Source organism: Sulfitobacter mediterraneus (assembly GCF_003054325.1).
GTDB classification, from domain to species: Bacteria; Pseudomonadota; Alphaproteobacteria; order Rhodobacterales; family Rhodobacteraceae; genus Sulfitobacter; species Sulfitobacter mediterraneus.
The window spans coordinates 417,123-439,023 of the sequence record NZ_QBKU01000002.1 but is presented as its reverse complement, the minus strand read 5'-3'; the positions used below and the strand labels follow the sequence as shown (position 1 = coordinate 439,023).

At 60.3% G+C, this 21,901-nt stretch carries 21 protein-coding genes; 11 read left to right on the top strand and 10 right to left on the bottom strand.

The genetic code is table 11. The features are described from left to right. Positions 1-11 precede the first annotated feature (11 nt). The 4 genes from C8N31_RS05230 to C8N31_RS05215 all read right to left on the bottom strand — a co-directional run bounded on the left by C8N31_RS05230 (position 12) and on the right by C8N31_RS05215 (position 3,745). Positions 12-923 carry a pirin family protein gene (locus C8N31_RS05230; RefSeq protein ID WP_025048776.1) on the bottom strand — a complete coding sequence of 304 codons (912 nt, stop codon included), beginning with the start codon at positions 921-923 and terminating at the stop codon, positions 12-14. Between the two features lie 98 nt (positions 924-1,021). After that, positions 1,022-1,432 (bottom strand): FosX/FosE/FosI family fosfomycin resistance hydrolase, encoded by a 411-nt coding sequence (gene fosX / locus C8N31_RS05225; RefSeq protein ID WP_025048777.1) that lies wholly within the window; start codon positions 1,430-1,432, stop codon positions 1,022-1,024. Then, positions 1,429-2,604 carry a reductive dehalogenase gene (locus tag C8N31_RS05220; protein WP_025048778.1) on the bottom strand — a complete coding sequence of 392 codons (1,176 nt, stop codon included), beginning with the start codon at positions 2,602-2,604 and terminating at the stop codon, positions 1,429-1,431. The genes fosX and C8N31_RS05220 overlap by 4 nt, the downstream gene beginning before the upstream one ends. Before the next feature lie 31 nt (positions 2,605-2,635). Continuing rightward, complete coding sequence (locus C8N31_RS05215; RefSeq protein WP_025048779.1) at positions 2,636-3,745, bottom strand: alpha/beta hydrolase; 1,110 nt, start codon at positions 3,743-3,745, stop codon at positions 2,636-2,638. 62 nt (positions 3,746-3,807) lie between these two features. Between C8N31_RS05215 and C8N31_RS05210 the strand changes: the two genes are divergently transcribed. Both C8N31_RS05210 and C8N31_RS05205 read left to right on the top strand, forming a co-directional pair. Continuing rightward, entirely contained in the window at positions 3,808-4,665 is an 858-nt protein-coding gene (locus C8N31_RS05210) for a helix-turn-helix domain-containing protein (protein WP_025048780.1), read from the top strand. Positions 4,666-4,769: 104 nt separating this feature from the next. Beyond that, a complete protein-coding gene (locus C8N31_RS05205; RefSeq protein WP_025048781.1) occupies positions 4,770-5,720 on the top strand; it encodes an NAD(P)-dependent oxidoreductase in 951 nt (316 codons plus the stop codon). A gap of 244 nt (positions 5,721-5,964) precedes the next feature. Here C8N31_RS05205 and C8N31_RS05200 read toward each other — a convergent pair whose 3' ends face one another. Both C8N31_RS05200 and C8N31_RS05195 read right to left on the bottom strand, forming a co-directional pair. Further along, on the bottom strand, positions 5,965-7,338 hold the full coding sequence (locus tag C8N31_RS05200) for an L-serine ammonia-lyase (RefSeq protein ID WP_025048782.1): 1,374 nt from the start codon (positions 7,336-7,338) through the stop codon (positions 5,965-5,967). Then, positions 7,338-8,033 (bottom strand): glutathione S-transferase family protein, encoded by a 696-nt coding sequence (locus C8N31_RS05195; RefSeq protein ID WP_025048783.1) that lies wholly within the window; start codon positions 8,031-8,033, stop codon positions 7,338-7,340. The genes C8N31_RS05200 and C8N31_RS05195 overlap by 1 nt, the downstream gene beginning before the upstream one ends. 177 nt (positions 8,034-8,210) lie before the next feature. On the opposite strand from C8N31_RS05195, the gene rpiA reads away from it, so the two are divergent. The 6 genes from rpiA (at position 8,211) to C8N31_RS05165 (ending at position 15,462) form a co-directional block, all read left to right on the top strand. Next, a complete protein-coding gene (gene rpiA / locus C8N31_RS05190) occupies positions 8,211-8,999 on the top strand; it encodes a ribose-5-phosphate isomerase RpiA (protein ID WP_025048784.1) in 789 nt (262 codons plus the stop codon). A gap of 12 nt (positions 9,000-9,011) precedes the next feature. Continuing rightward, positions 9,012-10,490 (top strand): FAD-dependent oxidoreductase, encoded by a 1,479-nt coding sequence (locus tag C8N31_RS05185; protein ID WP_025048785.1) that lies wholly within the window; start codon positions 9,012-9,014, stop codon positions 10,488-10,490. Between the two features lie 69 nt (positions 10,491-10,559). After that, positions 10,560-11,783: an FtsH protease activity modulator HflK gene (hflK, locus tag C8N31_RS05180; RefSeq protein ID WP_025048786.1), complete on the top strand. Its 1,224-nt coding sequence runs from the start codon at positions 10,560-10,562 to the stop codon at positions 11,781-11,783. Further along, positions 11,783-12,682, top strand: a complete 900-nt coding sequence (gene hflC / locus C8N31_RS05175) for a protease modulator HflC (protein WP_025048787.1) — start codon at positions 11,783-11,785, stop codon at positions 12,680-12,682. Before hflK ends, hflC begins: the two co-directional genes overlap by 1 nt. Positions 12,683-13,156: 474 nt before the next feature. Continuing rightward, entirely contained in the window at positions 13,157-13,594 is a 438-nt protein-coding gene (locus C8N31_RS05170; protein WP_025048788.1) for a hypothetical protein, read from the top strand. Positions 13,595-14,094: 500 nt separating this feature from the next. Further along, positions 14,095-15,462: a DegQ family serine endoprotease gene (locus C8N31_RS05165; RefSeq protein WP_231476864.1), complete on the top strand. Its 1,368-nt coding sequence runs from the start codon at positions 14,095-14,097 to the stop codon at positions 15,460-15,462. Between the two features lie 67 nt (positions 15,463-15,529). Here C8N31_RS05165 and C8N31_RS05160 read toward each other — a convergent pair whose 3' ends face one another. Continuing rightward, entirely contained in the window at positions 15,530-16,093 is a 564-nt protein-coding gene (locus C8N31_RS05160) for a peptidoglycan-binding domain-containing protein (protein WP_025048790.1), read from the bottom strand. Positions 16,094-16,314: 221 nt separating this feature from the next. Between C8N31_RS05160 and C8N31_RS05155 the strand changes: the two genes are divergently transcribed. Both C8N31_RS05155 and C8N31_RS05150 read left to right on the top strand, forming a co-directional pair. Further along, positions 16,315-16,638, top strand: a complete 324-nt coding sequence (locus C8N31_RS05155) for a 2Fe-2S iron-sulfur cluster-binding protein (protein WP_025048791.1) — start codon at positions 16,315-16,317, stop codon at positions 16,636-16,638. Continuing rightward, positions 16,638-17,363, top strand: a complete 726-nt coding sequence (locus C8N31_RS05150) for a hypothetical protein (protein WP_025048792.1) — start codon at positions 16,638-16,640, stop codon at positions 17,361-17,363. Before C8N31_RS05155 ends, C8N31_RS05150 begins: the two co-directional genes overlap by 1 nt. Positions 17,364-17,446: 83 nt before the next feature. Here C8N31_RS05150 and purD read toward each other — a convergent pair whose 3' ends face one another. Further along, entirely contained in the window at positions 17,447-18,712 is a 1,266-nt protein-coding gene (purD, locus tag C8N31_RS05145; RefSeq protein ID WP_025048793.1) for a phosphoribosylamine--glycine ligase, read from the bottom strand. 96 nt (positions 18,713-18,808) lie between these two features. Here purD and xseA point away from each other — a divergent pair, with 96 nt between their 5' ends. Then, positions 18,809-20,356 (top strand): exodeoxyribonuclease VII large subunit, encoded by a 1,548-nt coding sequence (gene xseA / locus C8N31_RS05140; protein ID WP_025048794.1) that lies wholly within the window; start codon positions 18,809-18,811, stop codon positions 20,354-20,356. A 15-nt stretch (positions 20,357-20,371) separates the two neighbouring features. Here xseA and C8N31_RS05135 read toward each other — a convergent pair whose 3' ends face one another. After that, entirely contained in the window at positions 20,372-20,767 is a 396-nt protein-coding gene (locus C8N31_RS05135; protein WP_025048795.1) for a hypothetical protein, read from the bottom strand. 26 nt (positions 20,768-20,793) lie between these two features. Then, positions 20,794-21,816, bottom strand: coding sequence for an alkane 1-monooxygenase (locus tag C8N31_RS05130; protein ID WP_025048796.1), 1,023 nt, complete (start codon positions 21,814-21,816; stop codon positions 20,794-20,796). Positions 21,817-21,901 lie beyond the last annotated feature (85 nt).

Genomic DNA, 21,901 nt, shown 5'->3' with positions numbered 1-21,901 from the left:
CCCATCCAAGGTCAGTGTACCGGCTTGATGAAGGTGCCGTTTTTGAGGTCCTGAAAGGCTTGCATCAGTTCCGCGCGGGTGTTCATCACGATGGGGCCATGCCATGCGACGGGTTCTTCGATCGGGGCGCCTGAGATCAGCAGGAACCGAATGCCGTCGGGGCCGGCCTGCACCGTGACCTCATCACCGGTGCCAAAGCGGATCAGGGTGCGGTCGCCCGACAGATCGCGGATGTTCAGCTCTTGCCCTGCGACTTCTTTCTCCAGCAGCACGCCCGACGGGGCGGAGGCATCGGCAAAGGCCCCGGCGCCGTCAAAGACATAGGCAAAGGCGCGGCGGTAGGTGTCGATCCTGAATGTTTTTTTCACGCCTGCGGGCACAAAGACATCAAGATATTGCGGATCAGCGGCGATGCCATCAACCGGGCCGCGTTTGCCCCAGAACTCTCCGGTAATGACTTTGACACGGGTGCCGTCGTCATCGGTGATCACCGGAATATCGGCAGCGGTCACATCCTGATAGCGCGGGGCGCACATTTTCTGCGCGGCAGGCAGGTTGCCCCACAATTGAAAGCCGTGCATTTGCCCGCCAGTGTTTCCGGTCGGCATTTCCTGATGCATGATGCCTGATCCGGCGGTCATCCATTGCACGTCGCCGGCGCCCAGCGTGCCGGTATTGCCCAGCGAATCTCCATGCTCCACCGCGCCTTCCAGCACATAGGTGATGGTTTCGATACCCCGGTGCGGGTGCCATGGAAAACCTTTGACAAAATCGTCCGGGTGATCATTGCGAAAGTCGTCAAACAGCAAAAACGGGTCCAGTTCGGAGGGATCCTGAAAGCCGAATGCGCGGTGCAATTTGACGCCAGCACCCTCAAGCGTTGGGGTGGCGCGGCGGGTTTCCAATGTGGGTCTGAGCGACATAGCGTTCTCCATTCTCAGCGTTGAGGTGGATATAGGGCCGGGCTGGCCATGGGCCAATAGGACCAAAACTCAGGGTGGCTGTGCAGGATTGCACAGAACTAGGCGCGGCCCTTGTGGTATCGGGTCAGCCGCGTGTTCAAGGTGCCACTGTGCAGTTCGAACATGTGGTTGTCGTCGTCGTAGAAATAGATCGAATGGCCTTCGCCCTCTATACGCGCACGGCCTTCGCGCAGGGTCAGGCCCAAGTGTTTGATCCGCGCGAGGCGGTCGTCATAGTCATCCGGGCCCATTTTGAAGGCCACGTGGTTGTAGGTCTGATCGGCCAGCGGATCACCCTCCATCGTGGCCACCCACACCCCGCCAATGTCAAAGAACCGTTCGCGCGAGAGTGAGAAGGTCTCATCACCGCTGTCATAGACCTTCCGCGCATCAAAGACGGTTGTCAGGATTTCCTCCATCCGGTCGAGATCGCGGGTTACAAAGGTGATATGGCTGAGCCCTTCGATCATTCTGCCGCCGCCCACCAATCGGAGGGTTTGCGCCGTTTGCCGCGATTTCGGTCCAGCCAAAGCGCGACTTTGCGCAGGGGTGACAGGGCCAGTTTGAGCCACAGACGGTGGCTGGACTTGCTAAAATCGCGGTTGAACGGGCAGACCCGCATGCAGATCGCACAATCGGATGACATCTTGGCCCAGAAACCAAAGCATTTCTCGGCATCGGAGGTCCATTTGCGCACGCCCTTGATCGCGGAGGGATTGCTGCCGCCAACCTCGGGCGGGCCAAAGGGCAGGGCTTTGACCGGGCAGGCATCGGCGCATTTGGTGCAAATATCGCAAAAGGCCCGTACACCTTTGGGTTCGGGGCGGTCATGGGTCAGGGGCAGATTGGTAAAGATCTTGGAGAACCGCAGGCGCGGGCCAAATTCAGGCGTGATCACCATCTGGTTGCGGGCGTATTCGCCAAGCCCCGCCTTGATCGCATAGGGGATCACCAATCCGGTGTCATTCATGCTGGCCGTGGCCTCATAGCCCAGATTGCGGATATAGGCGGCTAGTTGCATGACCACGGCGGCCTCATGGCTGTATTCGCGGCCCGTGGCGGCACCGGCGAGGGCGGAGGGGTAGGTGGCAACCAGTTCTTCTTCCATCTGGTGGCCCATGACGATGACCGATGTCATGCCCTCGGGCAGATCATTCGGGGCTTCCGTCATATCGCGGGTGTCAACGCGGCTGGCGTAAAGCCAACGGTCGTCCATATCGGTGATCCCGCAAAGGTCCGCACCGAAGAAACGCGCGATGCGTTTGATCTCATGGGACATTTTGGCCGGATCGTCGATCTCTTGCTGCATCGGGGCGACGGGGGGGTCGTTGGCAATCGAGGATTGAAATCCTTCGCGGCGACCGGTGTCACCGCCGCGATCCGAGATCAGATCACTGATCAGCCACGAGGCATTGCGCAGGGCAAAATCGCGCTGGGTAAAGCCGTCGCCACGCCGCGGGGTGGCCTCCATCCGGTAGGAGGCAAAGAACGCGTCGGACTTTTTGTTGCGGACTTTATCGTCCCAAAAGGCGCGGGTAAAAATATCGTTGCGCTGGCTAAAGCGTTCGAAGTCGTCGGTGATGTCGATGCCTGCAGCGGCATCGTCCTGGCGGGTCTCGGGGCGGTTGGAGGGATAGCTCATGGGCGGAGTTGAGCCTGCGCCGCCGGATTTGTCAAAGGCTGGATTGCGCGGCGGGGGCGGCGGTGTTGTTTGGAACCTCCGGGCAGGAAAAGGCGGCACCATGGCAAACCTCCGTCACGGGGCCGGCTGTGATGAGCGGACCTGTGCCTGCGAAGGCCTCAATGGCGGCGCAGATACGGCGCAGCGCATCTGAGGAGGACGCTCTGGTGCTGTCATAGGCCTGAAAGTTATGCGCCATGTCTGGCCACAGATCGAGCAAGACATCAGCGCCTTTACTGGCCTGTTCTCGGGCAAAGTCGCGGATCATGTCGCGCAGGATCTCGCGGCCGCCTGCCTGCAGGTAAATCGGTGCCAAGCCTTTGTAATCATATGCAATCGGGGACAGGCAAAGCCGCCCAAAGGTTTCTTTCGGGTCAAGCCATTCGCCAAACTTCAGCGCCATCCAGCCTTGCACAAGATCATAGTGGTCATTGCTGCGCAGGCTTGCCCCGCGATCGCCGATGTCTGTCCAGGGGCACAGACCGATACAAAGGGCGGGCTGCGGCTCCCCCGCATCCTTGAGACGTTGCAGCAAGCTCAGCGCCATGTGGCCGCCTGCGCTGTCGCCGATCACCACGATCTGTTGTGCGGGGGTGGTGTCTCGCAGGTATTGCCAGGCGGCAAAAGCATCATCCGATTGTGCAGGGTGCGGATGTTCCGGCGTGAGGCGGTAATCGGGTGCATACAGCCGTGCGCCGCTGTGATGGGCCAACATATCGGCATAGCGGTGACTGACCGCGCCATGAAAGGTATAGCCGCCGCCATGCAGATAGAGCAGGGTCGCCGCGCTTTTGCTGGCCTTTGGGAGATGCCACATGCCGCTCTGTCCCTTGCTTGGGGTGCGGGTGATCTCATAAATGTCGTCGGTTTCGGTTTGCAGGCTGTCAAACAGCGCACGGCCTTTGTCCATATCATCCATGGCCATTGCCTTGGTAAACTGGTGACGCCAGAACCGGATGCCGATCTCAAAATGGGCGTCCCATGTCGGCTCCAACCTGCGGCCAAGGGCGTGGCGGGCGTAAGTGGCGAGGGCGATCTTGTTGATTGTGAGAAAGCTGGACAGGCGCATTGAAAAGGGGCCGCTGAATTTGATCTTGGACATGGGATGCTCCGGCTTGGGTCGTGTGGGTTTGGATTTGCCAGAGCCTGCCCGCGCGCAATAGAATGATCCCGACAGTTGCGGAGAAAAGTGTGATCCCGATCTCAAAATTGTTCTTGCCACCTGCAGGTTTGGCCGATGCGGTGTTTGCGGGCATCCTGCGCGACACACGCGGCTGCACCTTGAACGATGCGGACCGGTTGAACCATTTCCCAGCATCGCCATTGGTATCGGTGTCCTTTGTGATCGAGGGGGGGCTATGCATTTTGCCCGAAGGGTGTGATGTGGCAGCGGCCCGGCATTTGCCCCAGATGGACAGGCTGTCCCTGACGCCGCCCCAAGACGGCCCGACCACCAGTTGGAGCATCGGGCCGGTTTATGCGATTTCGGTCGGACTGTTTCCCGACGCTTGGGACGGGCTGGCGGAGGCGGGGCAGGGCGGGCCGATGCCAAGGTTTCTTGAGGCGGCATTTGCGGGCTACGCGCAGGGCTTTCCTGCGGATGCTGCTTGGGCACAGTTTTGCGCTGCATTGATGGCGGAGCGGGCGCAGTCGCGCCCTGCGGCGGGCGGCTGGTCGGGCGGCCCTTGGTTGTCGGGCTGGTCGCGTGCCTTGATGCACCGCGCAGCGCTGGCCGGGCCGGGGCGCAGTTTGCGGGCGATGGAGCGGCGGATCAAACGCTGGAGCGGGCAATCGCGCCAAACGCTGGCGTTTCACGCGGCGATTGACCGGCTGCATCAGATCTCTCTGGCAGAGAAAGACGCGCCGCTGGCGGCGATTGCCGTGGATGCAGGTTTTGCCGATCAGTCCCACATGGGACGGGCGGTGCGCCGCGCCACAGGTTTTTCCCCGGCCAAATTGAACCGCATGATTGAGACGCAAGAGGCGTTCTGGTGTTATCGCCTGCTGGGCGAGCGGTTTTAGCGGCAAACCCGCACAATGTCGCCCAATGGCCAAAACGTCGCTATCAGGCGCGACAGGTCGCGGGCGGGTCTCGCTGATGGGGCCATGATATCAGGGAGATGCAGATGAAAGTTGGGTTTATTGGACTGGGGAACGTCGGCGGCAAACTGGCCGGGTCGCTGTTGCGCAACGGGGTGGATCTTATGGTTTTTGATCTCAATCCCGAGTTGGTGGTGGATTTCGCTGAACGCGGCGCGGCGACGGGGGGATCTGCGGCGCAACTGATGCAGGATTGTGACGCGGTTATCACCTGCCTGCCCAGCCCGGCGGCCTGTGCGGCGGTGGTGGCGGATATGCTGCCGCATGTGGGGGCGGGCAAGATCTGGATGGAGATGTCGACCACGGATGCCGATCAGATCAAGGCCCATGCCGAAGCGGTGATTGCTGCCGGTGGCGAGGCGGTGGATTGCCCTGTGTCCGGGGGCTGTCATCGGGCCGGGACCGGCAACATTTCGATCTATGCCGGATGCACGCGGCAGACCTTTGACAAGGTTTTGCCGGTCCTGACCCACATGGGGCGGCGGATCTTGCATGTCGGCGATGTGGGCACCTCCAGCACCTTAAAGGTGATGACCAACTATCTGGCAACGATGAATCTTTTGTCCGTGTGTGAGGCGCTGACGGTGATGAAGGCCGCTGGAATGGACCTTGCCATGACCTATGAGGCAATTGCGATGTCGTCCGGCACAAGCTTTGTGCATGAAACGGAAAGCCAGCTGATCCTGTCGGGATCGCGGGATGTGAATTTCACCATGGATCTGGTGCAAAAGGATATCGGCTTGTTTCAGAAACTGGCCGATGATCATGGGGTGCCGCTGGAGCTGTCGCCCCTGATGATAGAGATGATGACAGATGGGCAGAAACGCTATGGCGAACGGGCGCAGTCGGACCGGATGATCGAACGTCTGGAAGAGGCGACGGGTCTGAGTGTGACCGCCCCGGGTTTCCCGCAGGAACTGGTGGATGATGAACCCGAGGAACGCGGTTATGAGGTGAAAGCCCGGCGCGGAGCATAATCTGGCGGACGCGGCCATAAGGGGCCGCGACGTGATATTTGGTTCGCGGGGCGGAGTGAGCCCATGTCTTGATAGGATTGCGGAGGTAAGGACAGTGGCCCGTTTTGCGCAGAAGTGCTTGAGCCGCAGGTCTGCGCTCAAGTCACCTGTGCAAGGGTGTGGACGATTCCGTTCGGCCTCAAGGACAAGCCGGGCAGGCCCGGTGCTGCGCATCCTTGACCCCGAACAGAATCGCCGCGTTTGATCAGCAGTTGGGGACGTTGACGGCCAGACCGCCCAGCGAGGTTTCTTTGTATTTCTCGGACATGTCCGCACCGGTTTGGCGCATGGTTTCGATGCAGGCGTCCAGTGGCACAAGGTGGGTGCCATCGCCGCGCAGGGCCAGCGAGGCGGCGGAAACCGCCTTGATCGCGCCCAAACCATTGCGTTCGATGCAAGGCACCTGCACCAACCCTTTGACTGGATCGCAGGTCATGCCGAGGTGGTGTTCCAGCGCGATTTCCGCTGCGTTTTCAATTTGTTCGGGCGTGCCGCCCATCACGGCGCAGAGACCGGCGGCGGACATGGCCGCGGCGGAGCCCACTTCGGCCTGGCAGCCCGCTTCGGCGCCGGAGATCGAGGCGTTGAACTTGACCAGCCCGCCAATGGCGGCGGCAGTCAGCAAGAAGTCTTCGACGTGGCTTTCGGCGGCGCCCGGTACGTGGTCAAGGTAATAGCGCAGGGTGGCGGGCATCACGCCTGCCGCGCCATTGGTGGGGGCGGTCACGACCTGTCCGCCAGCGGCGTTTTCCTCGTTCACGGCCATGGCATAGACGCTCATCCAGTCGTTGATGGTATGCGGCGCAGATTGGTTGAGGCCCCGCTCGGCCATCAGGGCGTCATGGATGCCCTTGGCGCGGCGTTTGACCGACAGACCGCCGGGCAGGATGCCTTCGGAGGAAAGGCCACGGTTGATGCAATCGTTCATCACCTGCCAAAGCCGTTTGGTGCCGGAGCGCAGATGCACTTCGCCGTTGCGGGACACTTCGTTGTCGCGCTTCATCTGGGCGATGGACTTGCCGGAGGATTTGGCCATGTCCAGCATTTCGGCAGCGGATTTGAACGGGAAAGGCACGGGCGCACCTTCGTCGGTGTCTTTGCCTGCGGCCAATTCGGCCTCGGTCATCACAAAGCCGCCGCCGATGGAATAGAAGGTCTCGCTCAGGTTAACATCGCCTTGGCCATCGGTCGCCATCAGCATCATGCCGTTGGCGTGGCCTTCGAGTTTGTGATCGTAGTCAAAGATCATGTCGGACTTTGGGTCAAACCGCAGCGGGGGCAACCCGTCCACCGTGATCTTGTGGGTTTCGTTGATCTGCGCCAGCACCGCCTCGGCGCGGTCTGCGTCATAATCGCCGGGGGTGAATCCAGCGAGGCCGAGGATTGTGGCGCGGTCGGTGGCGTGGCCAACGCCCGTAAAGGCCAGCGATCCATGCAGCGAGGCCCGGAGCCCCGCAAAGTGAAACGGAGAGGCGCGCATTTGGTCGAGGAACCGTGCGGCGGCCACCATCGGCCCCATTGTATGCGAGGATGACGGGCCGATGCCCACTTTGAACATGTCAAAAACCGAAAGAAACATCAGGTTGCGGAGCCTTCTGGTGGTGTTGGGCGCCGGGGCGCTGTGAAGGGTGTATCACCCAGACCTTCGGCCTTTTGCAAGGCGGCGGTGCAGGGCAGGGTTTCGATGCGGGCGCAGAGGTCTTGCAGGGCCGGTAAATTGGCCAGTGCGAACCAGCTGCGATCAGCGTCATTCGGATATAATGCGGGCCAGCGCAACAGGGCGGCAGCATAGAAATCAAGCACGCCGGGTTGCGATCCACTGAGCCAGTCGCCGTATTGGGCGGCAAAGCTATCGAGCGTGGCAAAGCCTTGTTGCAATTGGGTCTGTAACCCTTTGCGCAAGGCCGCTTGATGCGGCGCATCGATGTATTTTTCGGGATAGAACAGCATCCGCAGGCAGGGATGCAGGGTGTTGGCCGTAAAGAACAGCCATTTGAGGAACACGCCCCGTGCCGGATCCGTTGGTGCGGGGCCAAGTCCGCCATGGGTGTCGGCCAGCCACAGCAGGATTGCGCCGGTTTCAAACAGCGGCCCTTGCGGGGTTTCCAAGGTCGGGATCAGGCCGTTGGGATTGAGCGCACGGTAAGCCGCCGAGCTTTGCTCTTGGCTGGCGCGGTCCACCAGTTGGGTCCGGTACGGCAGCCCGCGATGATCCAGCGCCATGCGAATGATCAGGGAGGCATTGTCAGGGGCATAGTGAAGCACATAGGTCATGGGCCCGTGTAACGCTGCTGCGTTCTGGCGTCAGGTTTGAAAACGACCACTTGCCTCTTGAATGGGTCTTGCATGGCGGCAGGAGGATCGGGGGCGCAAAAAAGACCCCGCTGCCTCTCGCCCCCGCGCTGCAATGTGCCTATAACCGCGCCAGACGTCATTTATCGGAGCTGCCCCATGTCCGGAGAACTCTCGCCCATCGACAAGGCCAAATTTGTCTCGGCAAAACGCGCCGCGCAATATGTCGAAGACGGGATGCGTGTCGGGCTCGGGACCGGATCAACCGCCGCATGGCTGGTGCGCTGCTTGGGGGAGCTGGTGCGCGATGACGGGCTCAAGATCAAGGGCGTGCCGACCTCCAGCCGCACCGCGCAGCTGGCGCGGGATGTGGGCATTGAGGTGATCACGCTGGATGAGGCCAAATGGCTGGATCTGACCATCGACGGGGCGGACGAATTTGACGGTGATCTGAACCTGATCAAAGGCGGCGGGGGTGCGTTGCTTTTGGAAAAGATCATCGCGACGGCCAGTGATCAGATGGTAGTCATCGCAGATGTTGGCAAAGAGGTTGAGACGCTGGGCGCCTTTCCTTTGCCAGTGGAGGTGATCCCATTTGGCTGGCAAACCACGCAGGCTTTAATTGAAGAGACCCTGATCAGCATGGATGTTCTGGGCCGGACCTCAACCTTGCGGATGAACGGTCAGACGCCCTTTGTCACCGATGAGGGCAACCATATCCTCGATCTGCATCTCAACCGGATCGGCAATGCCCGGCAATTGGCGCTGGTGTTGAACCAGATGCCGGGTGTTGTGGAAAATGGCCTGTTTATCGACATTTGTGACACAGTTGTGATCGGCTATGGGGATGGCAAGGTCGAGGTGCGCGACATAAATGAAGGCACGGTTGCAACAGAACGGCTTGATTTTGTTGAATCTGACAATTTGTTTTCGGACCTTACGGAATAGGAAGTGCGCCCCATGGCCAACACGAACTTTGACTATGATCTTTTTGTAATCGGCGGCGGCTCTGGCGGGGTGCGTGCAGCCCGTGTGGCGGCTGGCGAATATGGGGCAAAGGTGGCGCTGGCCGAGGATGACCGCTATGGCGGCACCTGCGTGATCCGGGGCTGTGTGCCGAAAAAGCTGATGGTCTTTGCCTCGGGCTATGCCAACGTGGTGGATGAGGCCAAATGTTACGGCTGGGATCTGACCGAGGGGCCGTTTGACTGGCATGGTTTCAAGACCCGCCTGAACACAGAGCTGGACCGCCTTGAGGGCGTGTATCGCAACCTGCTGGCCGGGTCCGGCGTGGACACCTATGACCAGCGGGCCAAGCTCAAGGATGCGCATACGGTTGAGCTGGCGGATGGCACAACCAAGACGGCCAAACATATCCTTGTGGCGACGGGCGGGCGGCCTATCCGGCCGGACATTCCCAATGCCGAATTGGGGATCGTGTCGGATGATATCTTTCATCTAGAGAAATTGCCAAAATCCATCCTGATTATTGGCGGCGGATACATTGCAAGCGAATTTGCCTGCATCCTCAATGGCTTGGGTGTGGAAGTGACGCAGTATTACCGCGGTGCGCAAATCCTGCGCGGCTTTGACGAAGAGGCACGCGGGCTGGTTGCGGAATCCATGCGCGAGAACGGCGTTGATCTGCATGTCGGCACCAACATTCTGGAAATGTCCCTGTTGGCCGATCACAAGGATGGCGCGATGCCGACCCAATCGGATGCGGCGATGGGTGCCTCTGTGCAGCAGGCCCAAGATATACATACCCAAAGCAGCGGCGCAAACGCCGGGCAGAAGGGGCCGATCTGGGTCAAATCGACCACGGGCGGCGAGAAGGTCTTTGACATGGTGCTGTTTGCCACGGGCCGTGATCCGGCCAGCACCGACATGGGACTTGAAGAACTGGGCGTAAAGCTGGGCCGCAAGGGCCAGATCGAAGTGGATGAGTACAGCCAAACGGCGGTGCCTTCGGTCTTTGCCATTGGTGATGTCACCGACCGCGTAAACCTGACGCCGGTTGCGATCCGCGAGGGGATGGCCTTTGTCCAGACCGTGTTTGGCGCCAATCCGACACCGGTGGATCATGACCTGATCGCCAGCGCCATCTTTACCCAGCCTGAAATGGGCACCGTCGGCCTCAGCGAAGAAGACGCTCGCGACCAAGAAGAGATCGAGGTTTACAGCACGTCCTTCCGGCCCATGCAGTCTGCCTTTGCCGAGAAATCTGATAGGGTGTTGATGAAACTGGTCGTGTCCAAGAAAAACCGCACGGTTCTTGGCTGCCATATCGTTGCGCCCAACGCGGGCGAGATGATCCAATTGGCGGGCATTGCTGTGAAGGCGCGGTTGACCAAAGAACAATTCGATGCAACCTGCGCGGTGCACCCAACCATGTCCGAAGAGTTGGTCACCATGCGCAATCCGACGCGGACGGCTTGATTTTCGGCCATCTGCACACAAATTTGAGACAACGGCCGCATAAGGCGGCACATAAGGGGAAAAGAATACATGGCTGGCAATTCAGGCGGTCCCTGGGGCGGGGGCGGAAACAGCGGCGGAGGCAACAACGGCGGCGGTGATCGCGGCACGCCTCCGGACCGTGGCAACCAGGGGGGCGGACGCCGCCCCGAAGGTGAAAAACCGCAGATCCCAGAGATCGACGATCTGGTGAAAAAGGGCCAGGAACAGCTGCGCGTTCTGATGGGCGGCGGCGGTGGCCGTGAACGTGGCGGCAATGGTGGCGGCGGCGGAGGCGGCACAGGTCCGGCCCTGACACGCGGCACCGTGGGTATCGGCATTCTGGCCGCTGTGGCGCTTTGGGGGTTCGCAAGTTTCTACACTGTGCGTCCTGAACAGCAGTCGATTGAATTGTTTCTGGGTGAGTTTTCCCAGATCGGTACCGAGGGTCTGAACTTTGCCCCATGGCCGGTGGTCACGGCAGAGGTTTTTGACGTCACCACCAACCGCACCGAAGAGATCGGTGTGGGCCGCGGTGCGAGCGACAATGACGGCTTGATGCTGACCACGGATGAAAACATCGTGGACATTGATTTCCAGGTTGTTTGGAACATCAAGAACGCCAAAGATTTCAAATTCTCGCTGCGCGATCCGGATGCCTCTGTGCGGGCGATCTCTGAATCTGCGATGCGCGAAGTGATTGCGCAATCGGAACTGGCGCCGATCCTGAACAGGGATCGTGGTGCAGTGGCTGACCGCGTTAAAGAGCTGATCCAGTTTACGCTGGATAACCGTCAGACCGGTATCAACGTGCTGCGTGTGAACGTGAACAAGGTCGATCCGCCAAGCCAGACAGTCCGGGTGACCAATCCCGATGGCACAATCAGCGCCGAATCTGTTGTGGATGCCTTCCGCGACGTTCAGGCCGCTGAGCAGGAACGCGACCGGGTTGAGCGTCAGGCGGATGCCTATGCCAACCGCCGCACCGCTGAGGCGCGTGGTGAAAGCGCCCAACTGCTCGAAGCGGCAGAAGGGTACCGCGCCCGCGTGGTCAACGATGCTGTGGGTGAGGCGAGCCGCTTTGAGGCGGTTCTGACCGAATATCAGGCCGCACCGGAAGTAACTCGCAAACGTCTTTATATTGAAACCATGCAAAAGGTACTGGGCGACGTGGACAAGATCATTCTTGAAAACAACACCGGCGGTGCTGGCGGGCAGGGCGTTGTGCCTTATCTGCCGCTGAATGAATTGCGTCGCAACGGGGGATCAAACTGATGCGGAAAACAGGTTTTCTGATCCCGATTGTGGTGATTGCCGCCGTGGCGGTGTTGTCGTCTATCTTTGTTGTGGACGAACGTGAAAAGGTACTGGTGCTGCGTTTTGGCCAGATCAAACAGGTTCGGGTTGAGCCGGGCATCGGCTTCAAAGTGCCAATGCTGGACGAGATCGTGCGGTTCGAGGATCGTATCTTGTCGCTTGAGACCGAAGTGATCGAAGTTACGCCAGCCGATGATCGCCGGCTTGAGATTGACGCCTTCGTTCTCTACCGGATTGATGACATCGTGCAGTACCGTCAAGCGATTGGTGCGGGCGGTGAACGTCAGGCCAGCAGCGATTTGAGCGGTATTTTGGAATCGCAGATCCGTGCGGTTCTGGGTTCGCAAGGTGTGACCTCCAACACCATCCTTTCGCCGGAACGTGCAGCCTTGATGGACCAGATTCGTGACCGCGCCGATACGCGGGCAGAGGCGCTGGGCCTGAAAGTTGTTGATGTGCGCCTGCGCCAGACCAACCTGCCAGAGCAAAACTTTGACGCGACCTTGCAACGGATGATCGCCGAGCGGGACCGCGAAGCAACCGACGAACGCGCCCGCGGCCGAGAGGCGGCGCAGCGTGTGATTGCCCTTGCTGACCGTACCTACGAAGAGATCCTGTCAGAGGCCCGCCGTGATGCGCGGATCATCGAAGGTGAAGCGGACGCCGAACGGAACCGGATCTTTGCCGAGGCCTATGGCAAGGATCAGGAGTTCTTTGAATTTTATCGGTCGTTGACGGCTTACGAAGAGGCGCTGAAAGGTGAGAATTCGACCATGGTGATGTCACCGGACAGCGAATTCTTTAACTACCTGCGCTCTGATCAGGGCAGCCGCTCCGCAGAAGGCGAACGCAACTAAGTTTGCAGTTGCGGACCTTCGGGTTGGCAAGAAATTTGGAAGGGGCCGGTGCATGCACTGGCCCTTTTTTGGTTTGGGGGGTGGGGTCGCTGAACTTGTGCTAAACCGATTGCTGGTTCCGCTTGGCACTTAGGGGGTATTAGCTGCCAAATGTCGGCTGTGCGGACCTCGCTGCCCCTAAAGTGCCACCGCGCCCGCCCCGTCAAACCGTAGGTTTGCCTTCGGCAAAACGGGGCGGTTCGGGCGCTGCAAAATCGCAGATTTGGCAAGTTGCACTCCATTGGGAAGGGTATAAAAGGACTCATAGCCGACATCTGACAGTTTCGGTCGGCATTGCCAACTGGTAGGTTGGGACGCCACAAAAAGGTGGGTTGTTGGTTGGTTGCGATAGCCACCACGCTTTCAAGTCGGATGCACGGTTTACGGTAACCAGACTTATGGCAACAGCACACAAACTGTAGTAAATAGTTCGCTATGCGTGCATTGGTTTTTTTCACAGTACTTATAGGTGCGATTCTCCTTCTAAAACATCTGACTGCGCCAGACCAAGAAGCGGCTTCAATAGCTTCGCAATTCAAAGAAGGGGATAGTGCAACTAACATTCTCTACATGACGGCGACTCAGGGTTTTGAAATTATTAGGTTTTTTGACGGAAAAGCAGAATACGTGCGCGGCGACAGGCGTGGTCAGCAGGCAAATATCTCTAGCTCGTATTACTATCCTTATGGCGATCAAATTGAAGATGTGTGTCAGGGCAGGAATTGTGTGTTCTTTACGGCTAAACGGATCGATTGGCCTCTAGGGTCTGATTTCAAACTTAAGCATGTTTATGAAATCGGCTGGGTTGAACGAGATGGCATCCTGCAAGCCGTTGGACAAAAAAACATCATGTATTTCTATCCGATATTGTAAGGCATGCTCTTTATGAAGTATCGGCAATTTTGGTCTAAAGTATCGCAATCACCCGACGGTTTCAGTTGGCTTTTGTGCGCTGTTTGGGTGGGGCACGAAAAAAGGGCTCAAAAAAGACATCCCAAACAGGCGGAACGGCCCGCACCTAACAACGGCGGCTCAACCAATCTTCTGCCCACCATTGATGCACCTGTCCGCCTTTCACCCCGCCCAACCGCCCAAATCGGCAAAATTTTGCGCAAATCTCACCTCACGACTGCCCTTGCGGCAGTTGAAAAGCACGTGATCAGCCACATCTTTCATATTGCGGAGCGGCCTTGCAGGATGCAGTCTGCTCTTCACGGAATGACCGGGGCGTGCCCGCGCCCAGCAGGACACAGCAGGAGAATACCATGCAGTCACAGGCAAAAGTGCAAGCCAGCCCGATACAGGAAACGCTGGCGTTCAAGGCCTTTTTCCTCAGCTTTTTGACGTTGATCTTTCTCACGGTGCAGGCGGCGATGGCGCTGGCCAAACCCGAAAGCCTCGCACCGCTGGCCGAAAAGATCAGCCCATCGGTGGTCAACATCACCACCTCTACCGTGATTGAGGGCCGCACGGGGCCGCAAGGCATCGTGCCCGAAGGATCACCGTTTGAAGATTTTTTCCGCGACTTTCAAGACCGCAACAATGGCGGCGAAGGCAACCGCCCGCGCCGGTCCTCGGCGCTTGGGTCGGGTTTTGTGATTTCCGAGGACGGCTATGTCGTCACCAACAACCACGTCATCGACGGCGCGGATGAGATCACCATCGAATTCTTCTCTGGAGAAGAGCTTCAGGCCAAAGTGATCGGCACCGATCCGAACACCGACATTGCCTTGCTCAAGGTCGAGGCCGAAACGCCGCTGCCTTTCGTGTCTTTTGGCGACAGTGACGCCGCCCGCGTGGGCGATTGGGTGATCGCCATGGGCAACCCGCTGGGGCAGGGGTTCTCTGTCTCTGCCGGGATCGTGTCGGCCCGTAACCGGGCTCTGTCCGGCACCTACGACGATTACATCCAGACCGACGCTGCGATCAACCGGGGCAACTCGGGCGGTCCGCTGTTCAATATGGACGGTGATGTGATTGGTGTGAACACCGCGATCCTCTCGCCCAATGGCGGTTCTATCGGGATCGGCTTTTCCATGGCCTCCAACGTGGTGACCCGTGTGGTTGATCAGCTTAAAGAGTTCGGCGAAACCCGTCGTGGCTGGCTGGGCGTGCGCATTCAGGATGTGACCGAAGATGTGGCAGATGCCATGGGGCTTGAGAACGCCTCGGGTGCGTTGATCACCGATGTGCCGGATGGCCCCGCCAAAGAGGCAGGCTTGGCAACAGGTGATGTGATCTTGTCTTTCGACGGCGTTGATGTCGCCGATACCCGCGGCCTTGTCCGTCAGGTGGGCAACAGCCCGGTGGGCGCCACTGTGCGCGTGACCGTGCTGCGCGAAGGCAAGAGCCAGACGATCAAGGTTGTTCTGGGCCGCCGCGAAGATGCGGATGGGGCGTCCTCCGTCCCCGCGCAGGAACAGGACGCGCCAACCCCGCAAAGCAAAACGGTGCTGGGCCTGACCCTTGCGCCACTCACCGACGATCTGCGCTCCGAACTGGGCGTTGAGGCAAATATGGCCGGTCTGGCCGTGACCGAAGTGGATGAAACCTCCGAAGCCTTCGAAAAAGGCCTGCGTGCCGGCGACATTATCACCGAAGCGGGCCAGCAGAAGGTCACCAACATCGCCGAACTGGAGGCGCGGGTGGACGCGGCCAAAGAGGCCGGCCGCAAGTCGCTGTTGATGTTGGTGCGCCGGGCGGGTGATCCACGGTTTGTGGCGCTGACCCTGTCTGACTGATCGGCCCCGAACCGATTGAATTATGAAAAGTGCGTCCTGCGGGGCGCCCTTTTTTCGGTCTGCCCGGCTATTCGAGTGTGGTCCTGTCCACCGCTATCAGCCCCAACTGCCGCGCCGAGGCCAGAGACAGCACGCCACTGTCTGGCCCGGTGGTGCGCTGAAACGCGCGAATGGCGGCTTGGGTGTCTGTGTCCAGGGTTCCCGTGATCGGCCCCTCATAGTATCGCCGCACCGCCAACGCCCGTTGCAAGGAGGCGATAAAATCAGGTGTCAGAGCTTCGGCGCAAGGGGTCTCGAACCAACTGTCAACGCGTGGGGTGACGATCATCTGCCGGGCCTCGCTGCGGTAGGCCGGCGGTCGTAGCAAGGTGCCATCGGGATTGAACTGCGCGGGCGACACCTGCACCTGCTCTGTAACTGTTTCAATCACCGCCGGGCTGACGGTGCGGCCCCAACAGCTGCCTTGCGGTGCGCCATCCGGCCCATTGCGGGTCGCCTGATAAACACCGGGCTCGGCCCGCTGGGCATGACCCTTGTCGGCATATTGCGTCTGGCATCCCGATAAACCAACAGCGCCGCCCAGCCCAAAGGCCGCCAGCCGAAGCCATCGGAGCGGTGTTGCCTGTATCATAGCCCAATGCCTCTTGGGTCTGCGGTTCGGCCCAGATTAACGGTTTTCGCAGCGCCTGCCTAGGGCCACCGGCACCTGCCAGGCAAACCAAAACCAGACCAAAAATCCGGCTCGAACCCCGCGCCCAACCGGCAAGGAAAATTGCCGGTCAAAAAGGGGGTGGCAGTGCCGCGCTTGCCCCGCTAAACAGAAAAAATCGAAATTTCATTGAGGGCGCTCGAATGGCGAAAATCACCTATGTGGAGCACGGCGGGACCGAACATGTGGTCGAGGTCGCAAATGGCATGACCGTCATGGAAGGCGCACGCGACAACAACATTCCGGGTATCGAGGCCGATTGCGGTGGTGCCTGTGCTTGCTCCACCTGTCACGTCTATGTGGATCCGGCCTGGGTTGAGAAACTGCCGGCCAAAGACGACATGGAAGAAGACATGCTGGATTTCGCCTATGAGCCGAACCCAGAACGCTCGCGGCTGACCTGCCAGCTCAAGGTGACGGATGCCCTGGACGGCCTGCGCGTGCAGATGCCCGAAAAGCAAATCTGATGCGCCTGTGGCAGCGGGCCATCGCCGCGCTGCTGCTTGTTGCGGGGCAGGGCGCCAGTGCGGACCCCGCCCCGGCGATCCTTGCGGCAGATTATGCCGAACCCACCACGCGCTACACCCATGGCATCCTTGGTGACGCGGTCGAATGGGGCGCTTTGCGGCTCAGGGTAAAAGACTGCGCCGATTGCGCCCCACGGCAGATCCTGCTGCGCCTCCCCCAGCATCGCGTTTTTGAGGATGTCGCGCCCAGAGTGGTGGAACTGGGCACCGGCACACCACTGGTCATGGTGGTGGAAAGCGATCAGTCACAAGGTGCGCGGCTCGCCATCTATGATGCGGCGGGTCTCGTCACCGCCACCCCCTTCATCGGGACGCGCAACCGCTGGCTGGCCCCGATTGGTGCGGCGGATCTGGACGGCGACGGCGCGGTGGAACTGGCCTATATCGACCGGCCCCATCTGGCCAAGACACTGCGCCTCTGGCGGTTTGAGGGCGGTGCACTTACAGAAGTGGCAAAACTGCCGGGCCTGACCAATCACCGCATTGGCGAGACAGATATCGCAGGCGGCATACGCACCTGCACGGGGACGCCTGAAATGATTGTTGCCACCGCCAATTGGTCTCGGCTGATCGCGGTCACCTTTGACGGAACCCAACTGCAAAGCCGCGACATCGGCCCGCACAAAGGACGCAAAAGCTTTCGCGCCGCGCTTGCCTGTAACTGACCCTTTTTGGCCCTAAATATTCCGGGGGGTGCGGGGGGCTGGCCCCCCGTCCGGTCGGATCGGCCAGCCCGATCCGAAGATGTCTACCCTAAGGCCCGCCAGCCGATATCTCGGCGGCAAAAGCCCTCGGGCCAGTCAATGCCATCCACCATCTTATACGCCCGCGCCTGCGCCTCGGCCAAAGAGGCTCCGCGCGCCGTGACGTTCAGAACCCGCCCGCCTGTGGCGGTGACAGCCCCGTCTTTCAGGGCTGTGCCCGCGTGAAACACCATGTTTGCGCTGTCTTCCGGCATGTTGTCCAACCCGTTGATCACCGATCCCTTGTCATAGGTACCGGGATAGCCATTCGCCGCCATCACAACCGTGATCGCGTGATCCTCGGCCCAGTTGACACGCATCTCTCCCAGCCGCCCCTCAGCGGCGGCCTGGATCAGGTCAAAGGCCTGCGGCCCCAGCCGCATCATCAACACCTGACATTCCGGATCGCCAAAGCGCACGTTGTATTCCACCAGCCGCGGCTGGCCGTCCTTGATCATCAAACCGGCGTATAGCACCCCCTGATAGGGCGTTCCGCGTTTGGCCATTTCCGCCATGGTCGGGCGAATAATCTCATCCAGCGCCTTTTGCGCAATCGCGTCGGTCAGCACCGGCGCGGGGGAATAGGCGCCCATGCCGCCGGTGTTAGGGCCCGTGTCACCCTCGCCAACGCGCTTGTGGTCCTGCGCGGTGCCGATGGGCAGCACCTCTTCGCCGTCACACAGGATAAAGAACGATGCCTCTTCGCCCTCCATAAATTCTTCGATCACCACTTCCGCGCCCGCCGCACCAAAGGAGCCGTCAAACATCTCGTCCACCGCCGCCAGCGCCTCCGCCTCGGTCATGGCGATGATCACGCCTTTGCCTGCGGCCAGCCCGTCGGCTTTGATCACAATCGGTGCGCCTTGCGCCGCCACATAGGCCCGCGCCGCAGCGGCATCTGTGAAATGGCCATACGCCGCCGTGGGCGCGTTGCAGGCGTCACAAATCTCTTTGGTAAAGGCTTTGGATGCTTCCAGCTCTGCCGCGGCTGCCGAGGGGCCAAAAACCTTGAAACCGGCGCTGCGCAGATCGTCGGCCACGCCTGCGGCCAATGGCGCTTCGGGGCCGATGATCACAAAATCAATGCTGTTTTCCTCACAAAACCCGACCACCACGGCACCGTCCATGATGTCAAAACTGGCGCAATCGGCAATCGCTTCGATGCCCGCGTTGCCGGGTGCCACAATAAGTTTGTCACATTTGGGGTTCTGCATCACCGCCCAGGCCAATGCATGTTCGCGTCCACCGCTGCCCAGAATTAGGATGTTCATCGCGCTCTTGCTCCCTTGGCCTCTGCGTGCTGGCGTTCTAAGCTGGGCAAAGCCCCGAGACAAGGCGGCGCAGGCGGACATAAGGACACAATCTGCATGGACCTGATCGACGATCCCCAAGACGGGCTGAACAGCCCCGAATTTTCGGTCACCGAACTGTCAGGCGCGATCAAGCGTGTGATCGAGGGCGAATTTGGCCATGTGCGCATTCGCGGCGAGGTGGGCCGCGTCAGCCGCCCCCGGTCGGGGCATATCTATCTGGACCTTAAAGACGACAAATCCGTCATATCCGGCGTGATCTGGAAAGGGGTCAGTGCCAAGCTGGACACCCAGCCCGAAGAGGGCATGGAGGTCGTTGCCACCGGGCGCGTCACCACCTTTGGCGGGCAATCCAAATATCAGATCGTCATTGAAGACATCAAACCGGCCGGCATGGGCGCGTTGATGGCGCTTTTGGAGAAACGCAAAAAAATGCTGGCCGCGGAGGGGCTTTTTGAACCCTCACGCAAACGGCCCTTGCCCTACTTGCCAGAGGTCATTGGCGTTGTGACCTCGCCCTCCGGCGCAGTGATCCGCGACATCCTGCATCGGTTGCGCGATAGGTTTCCGCGCAAGGTGTTGATCTGGCCGGTGGCGGTGCAAGGGGCCAAATGTGCGCCCGAGGTGGTTCGCGCCATAGAAGGGTTCAACGCGCTGACCCCTGGCGGGGCTTTGCCAAGGCCCGATCTGCTGATCGTGGCGCGGGGCGGCGGATCGGTCGAGGATCTATGGGGCTTTAACGAAGAAAGCGTGGCGCGGGCTGCGGCCGCCTCGCAGATCCCGCTGATCTCGGCGGTGGGGCATGAGACCGACACCACCTTGATCGACTTTGTGTCGGACAAACGCGCCCCAACGCCGACAGCAGCGGCAGAGCTGGCAGTGCCGGTCCGGCACGAATTGGCTGCATGGCTTGAGACCCAAGAGGCCCGCATGGGCCAGATGCTGAGCCAGGGATTGACCCGGCGCAGTCAACGCTTGCGCGACATGGCCCGCGCCTTGCCGCGCCCCGAGACCTTGCTGGACGGCCCGCGACAGAGGCTGGACCGCGCGGCAGAGAAACTGGAACCGGCGCTGATCGCCGGGGTGCAGCGGCGGCGGGTGCGGCTCGCGGATGTGTCAGGATCGTTGCGGCCAGCGACGTTGAAACGGCTGTTGGACAATGACCGGCGCAGGCTGTCCGGCTTGGCGGCGCGCCTTGATCCGGCGTTGATGCGCACCATTTCGGCCAAGCGGGACCGGTTTGAGACCCGCGCACGGACGTTCCGCCCTGAAGCCTTGGCACAGGATCAGCAGCGCAAGTCGGACGCTTTGGCAAAGATCGCATCGCGCCTGTCCGAAGCAGGGCAGCGCCAGACCCGCAATTGGCGCCAAAAGATCGACGCATTGGACCGGCTGCGCGAAACGCTGAGCTACAAATCCACCTTGGCGCGCGGCTATGCTGTTGTGCGCGGCGATGGGGCGGTGGTCACGGGCACTGCAGCTGCGAAAAAGGCTGCAATGCTAGAAATCGAATTTGCCGACGGGCGCATTGAGGTTGGCGGCAAAGCCCCGGCCAAAAAGAAAACCCCGCCGCCCCCCGCACCGGAGCAGGGGACGTTGCTGTAAACGATCGTCTAACCCCTAGACGCCGACCTTGGGACCGAGGCAAACCATCTCTTCACCGACGTCTTGTGCCTCGTAAAGCTCTGTTGTCAGGGGGTTATTTTCAAATCGCGCGATCAATCCGCCGCTGCCCTCGGTAAAGGACCAGCACTGCGGATCTGGGTTGTCCTCATAGACAAAGCAGATCAGCCCGGCCTCCTCGTACCATTGGCCATCCTTGCATTGCCCATCCAGAAAGGACCACCGGACCCGGCGGTTTTCGAGATAGATCTCGGCCCCATAGGCCGCGCCATCACGGCCATAAAACAGTGTTTTGCCTCGGGTGTAGCGGTCAAATTCTGCGGCTGTCATCAAGTCCTGTGCAGCGGCAGGTAGGGCGGCAATCATGGCGAGGATCAGTGCGATGTATTTCATGGGCTAATGATTGTCAGAAATGGACCTCATCGGCCAGACCCCAGATCGCCAGAGGCCGCATTTTGCCAACGGGCGGCGCGGTGATCCATCATCCGGTGCCACAGCGGCGGGATCAGCGCGATGCTTGCCATAACCGGCAGGGATCGGGGCAGCACTGGCATCGTGCCTGGTGTGACTTCCAGAGCGGGAAACGGACGGGCAGGGCGCAGGTGGTGGTCGGAATGGCGCGGCGCGTTCAGCATCATCGCAGAAGAATACCACTGCGGGGCGTTCCAACTGTGTTGCGGGCCCATGGGTTCAGCTTTGCCATCTGGCTCGGCGGTACGGCGCAGCCCGTAGTGTTGGACATAATCGGACAGCAGCAATTGCCATTGCGCATAGGCGGCCAACGCAGCATGGATCAACACCCCGCCCATGCCCGCAAGCGCATAGGACAACAGCAGGCTGATTGCGGCACCGCCAATCCAAATCACGTAAGGGTGCCGCAGCGGTTTGCCCCGATGTCTACGGGTCTCAGCCCTCAGGCCGGCCATAAACTCTGCCGGGGCGGCCCGCAGCCAGAACTGCCAGAAGCCTTCGCCCAATCTGGCCGAGTTCGGATCGTTGTCTGTGGCCGCGTGAACATGGTGAACATGCAAATGGGCCGATACATGATGCCCGTGGCCAAGCGTGCAGAATATCAACGCGCCCAACCGCCGGGGCCAACGTGCCTTGGCATGTATCAGCTCATGCGCGTTGGAATTTGACACCTGCCCCAAGAACAACCCCAAGGCGGCAAAGGTCATGACTTTACCGGTCAGATCCAGCGTGCCATCCGCAGACAGGGCGATAACCCCCAGCCATAGAACCAGAACATGCGCGGCGGCCAGAATATAACAGAGCCAAAGTCCGGAACTTTGCGTGATTGCCGGCAACCGGTTCAGCCGGTCCATAAGATACACGGCGCCCGTGACCGACAGCAAAGCCAGCAGGGGCCAAATCCCGCCCCACAGGCTGGCGGCCCCGAGAAACGCCGTAGGGGTCAAGCTGGCGATGGCATACCACAACACGAAACGGCTCTCCTCAACTGGGCGCATTCTGGCGCGGCGGCACGGGCGGCACAATCACACTTATCACCCGCCGCCCGCGCAAACT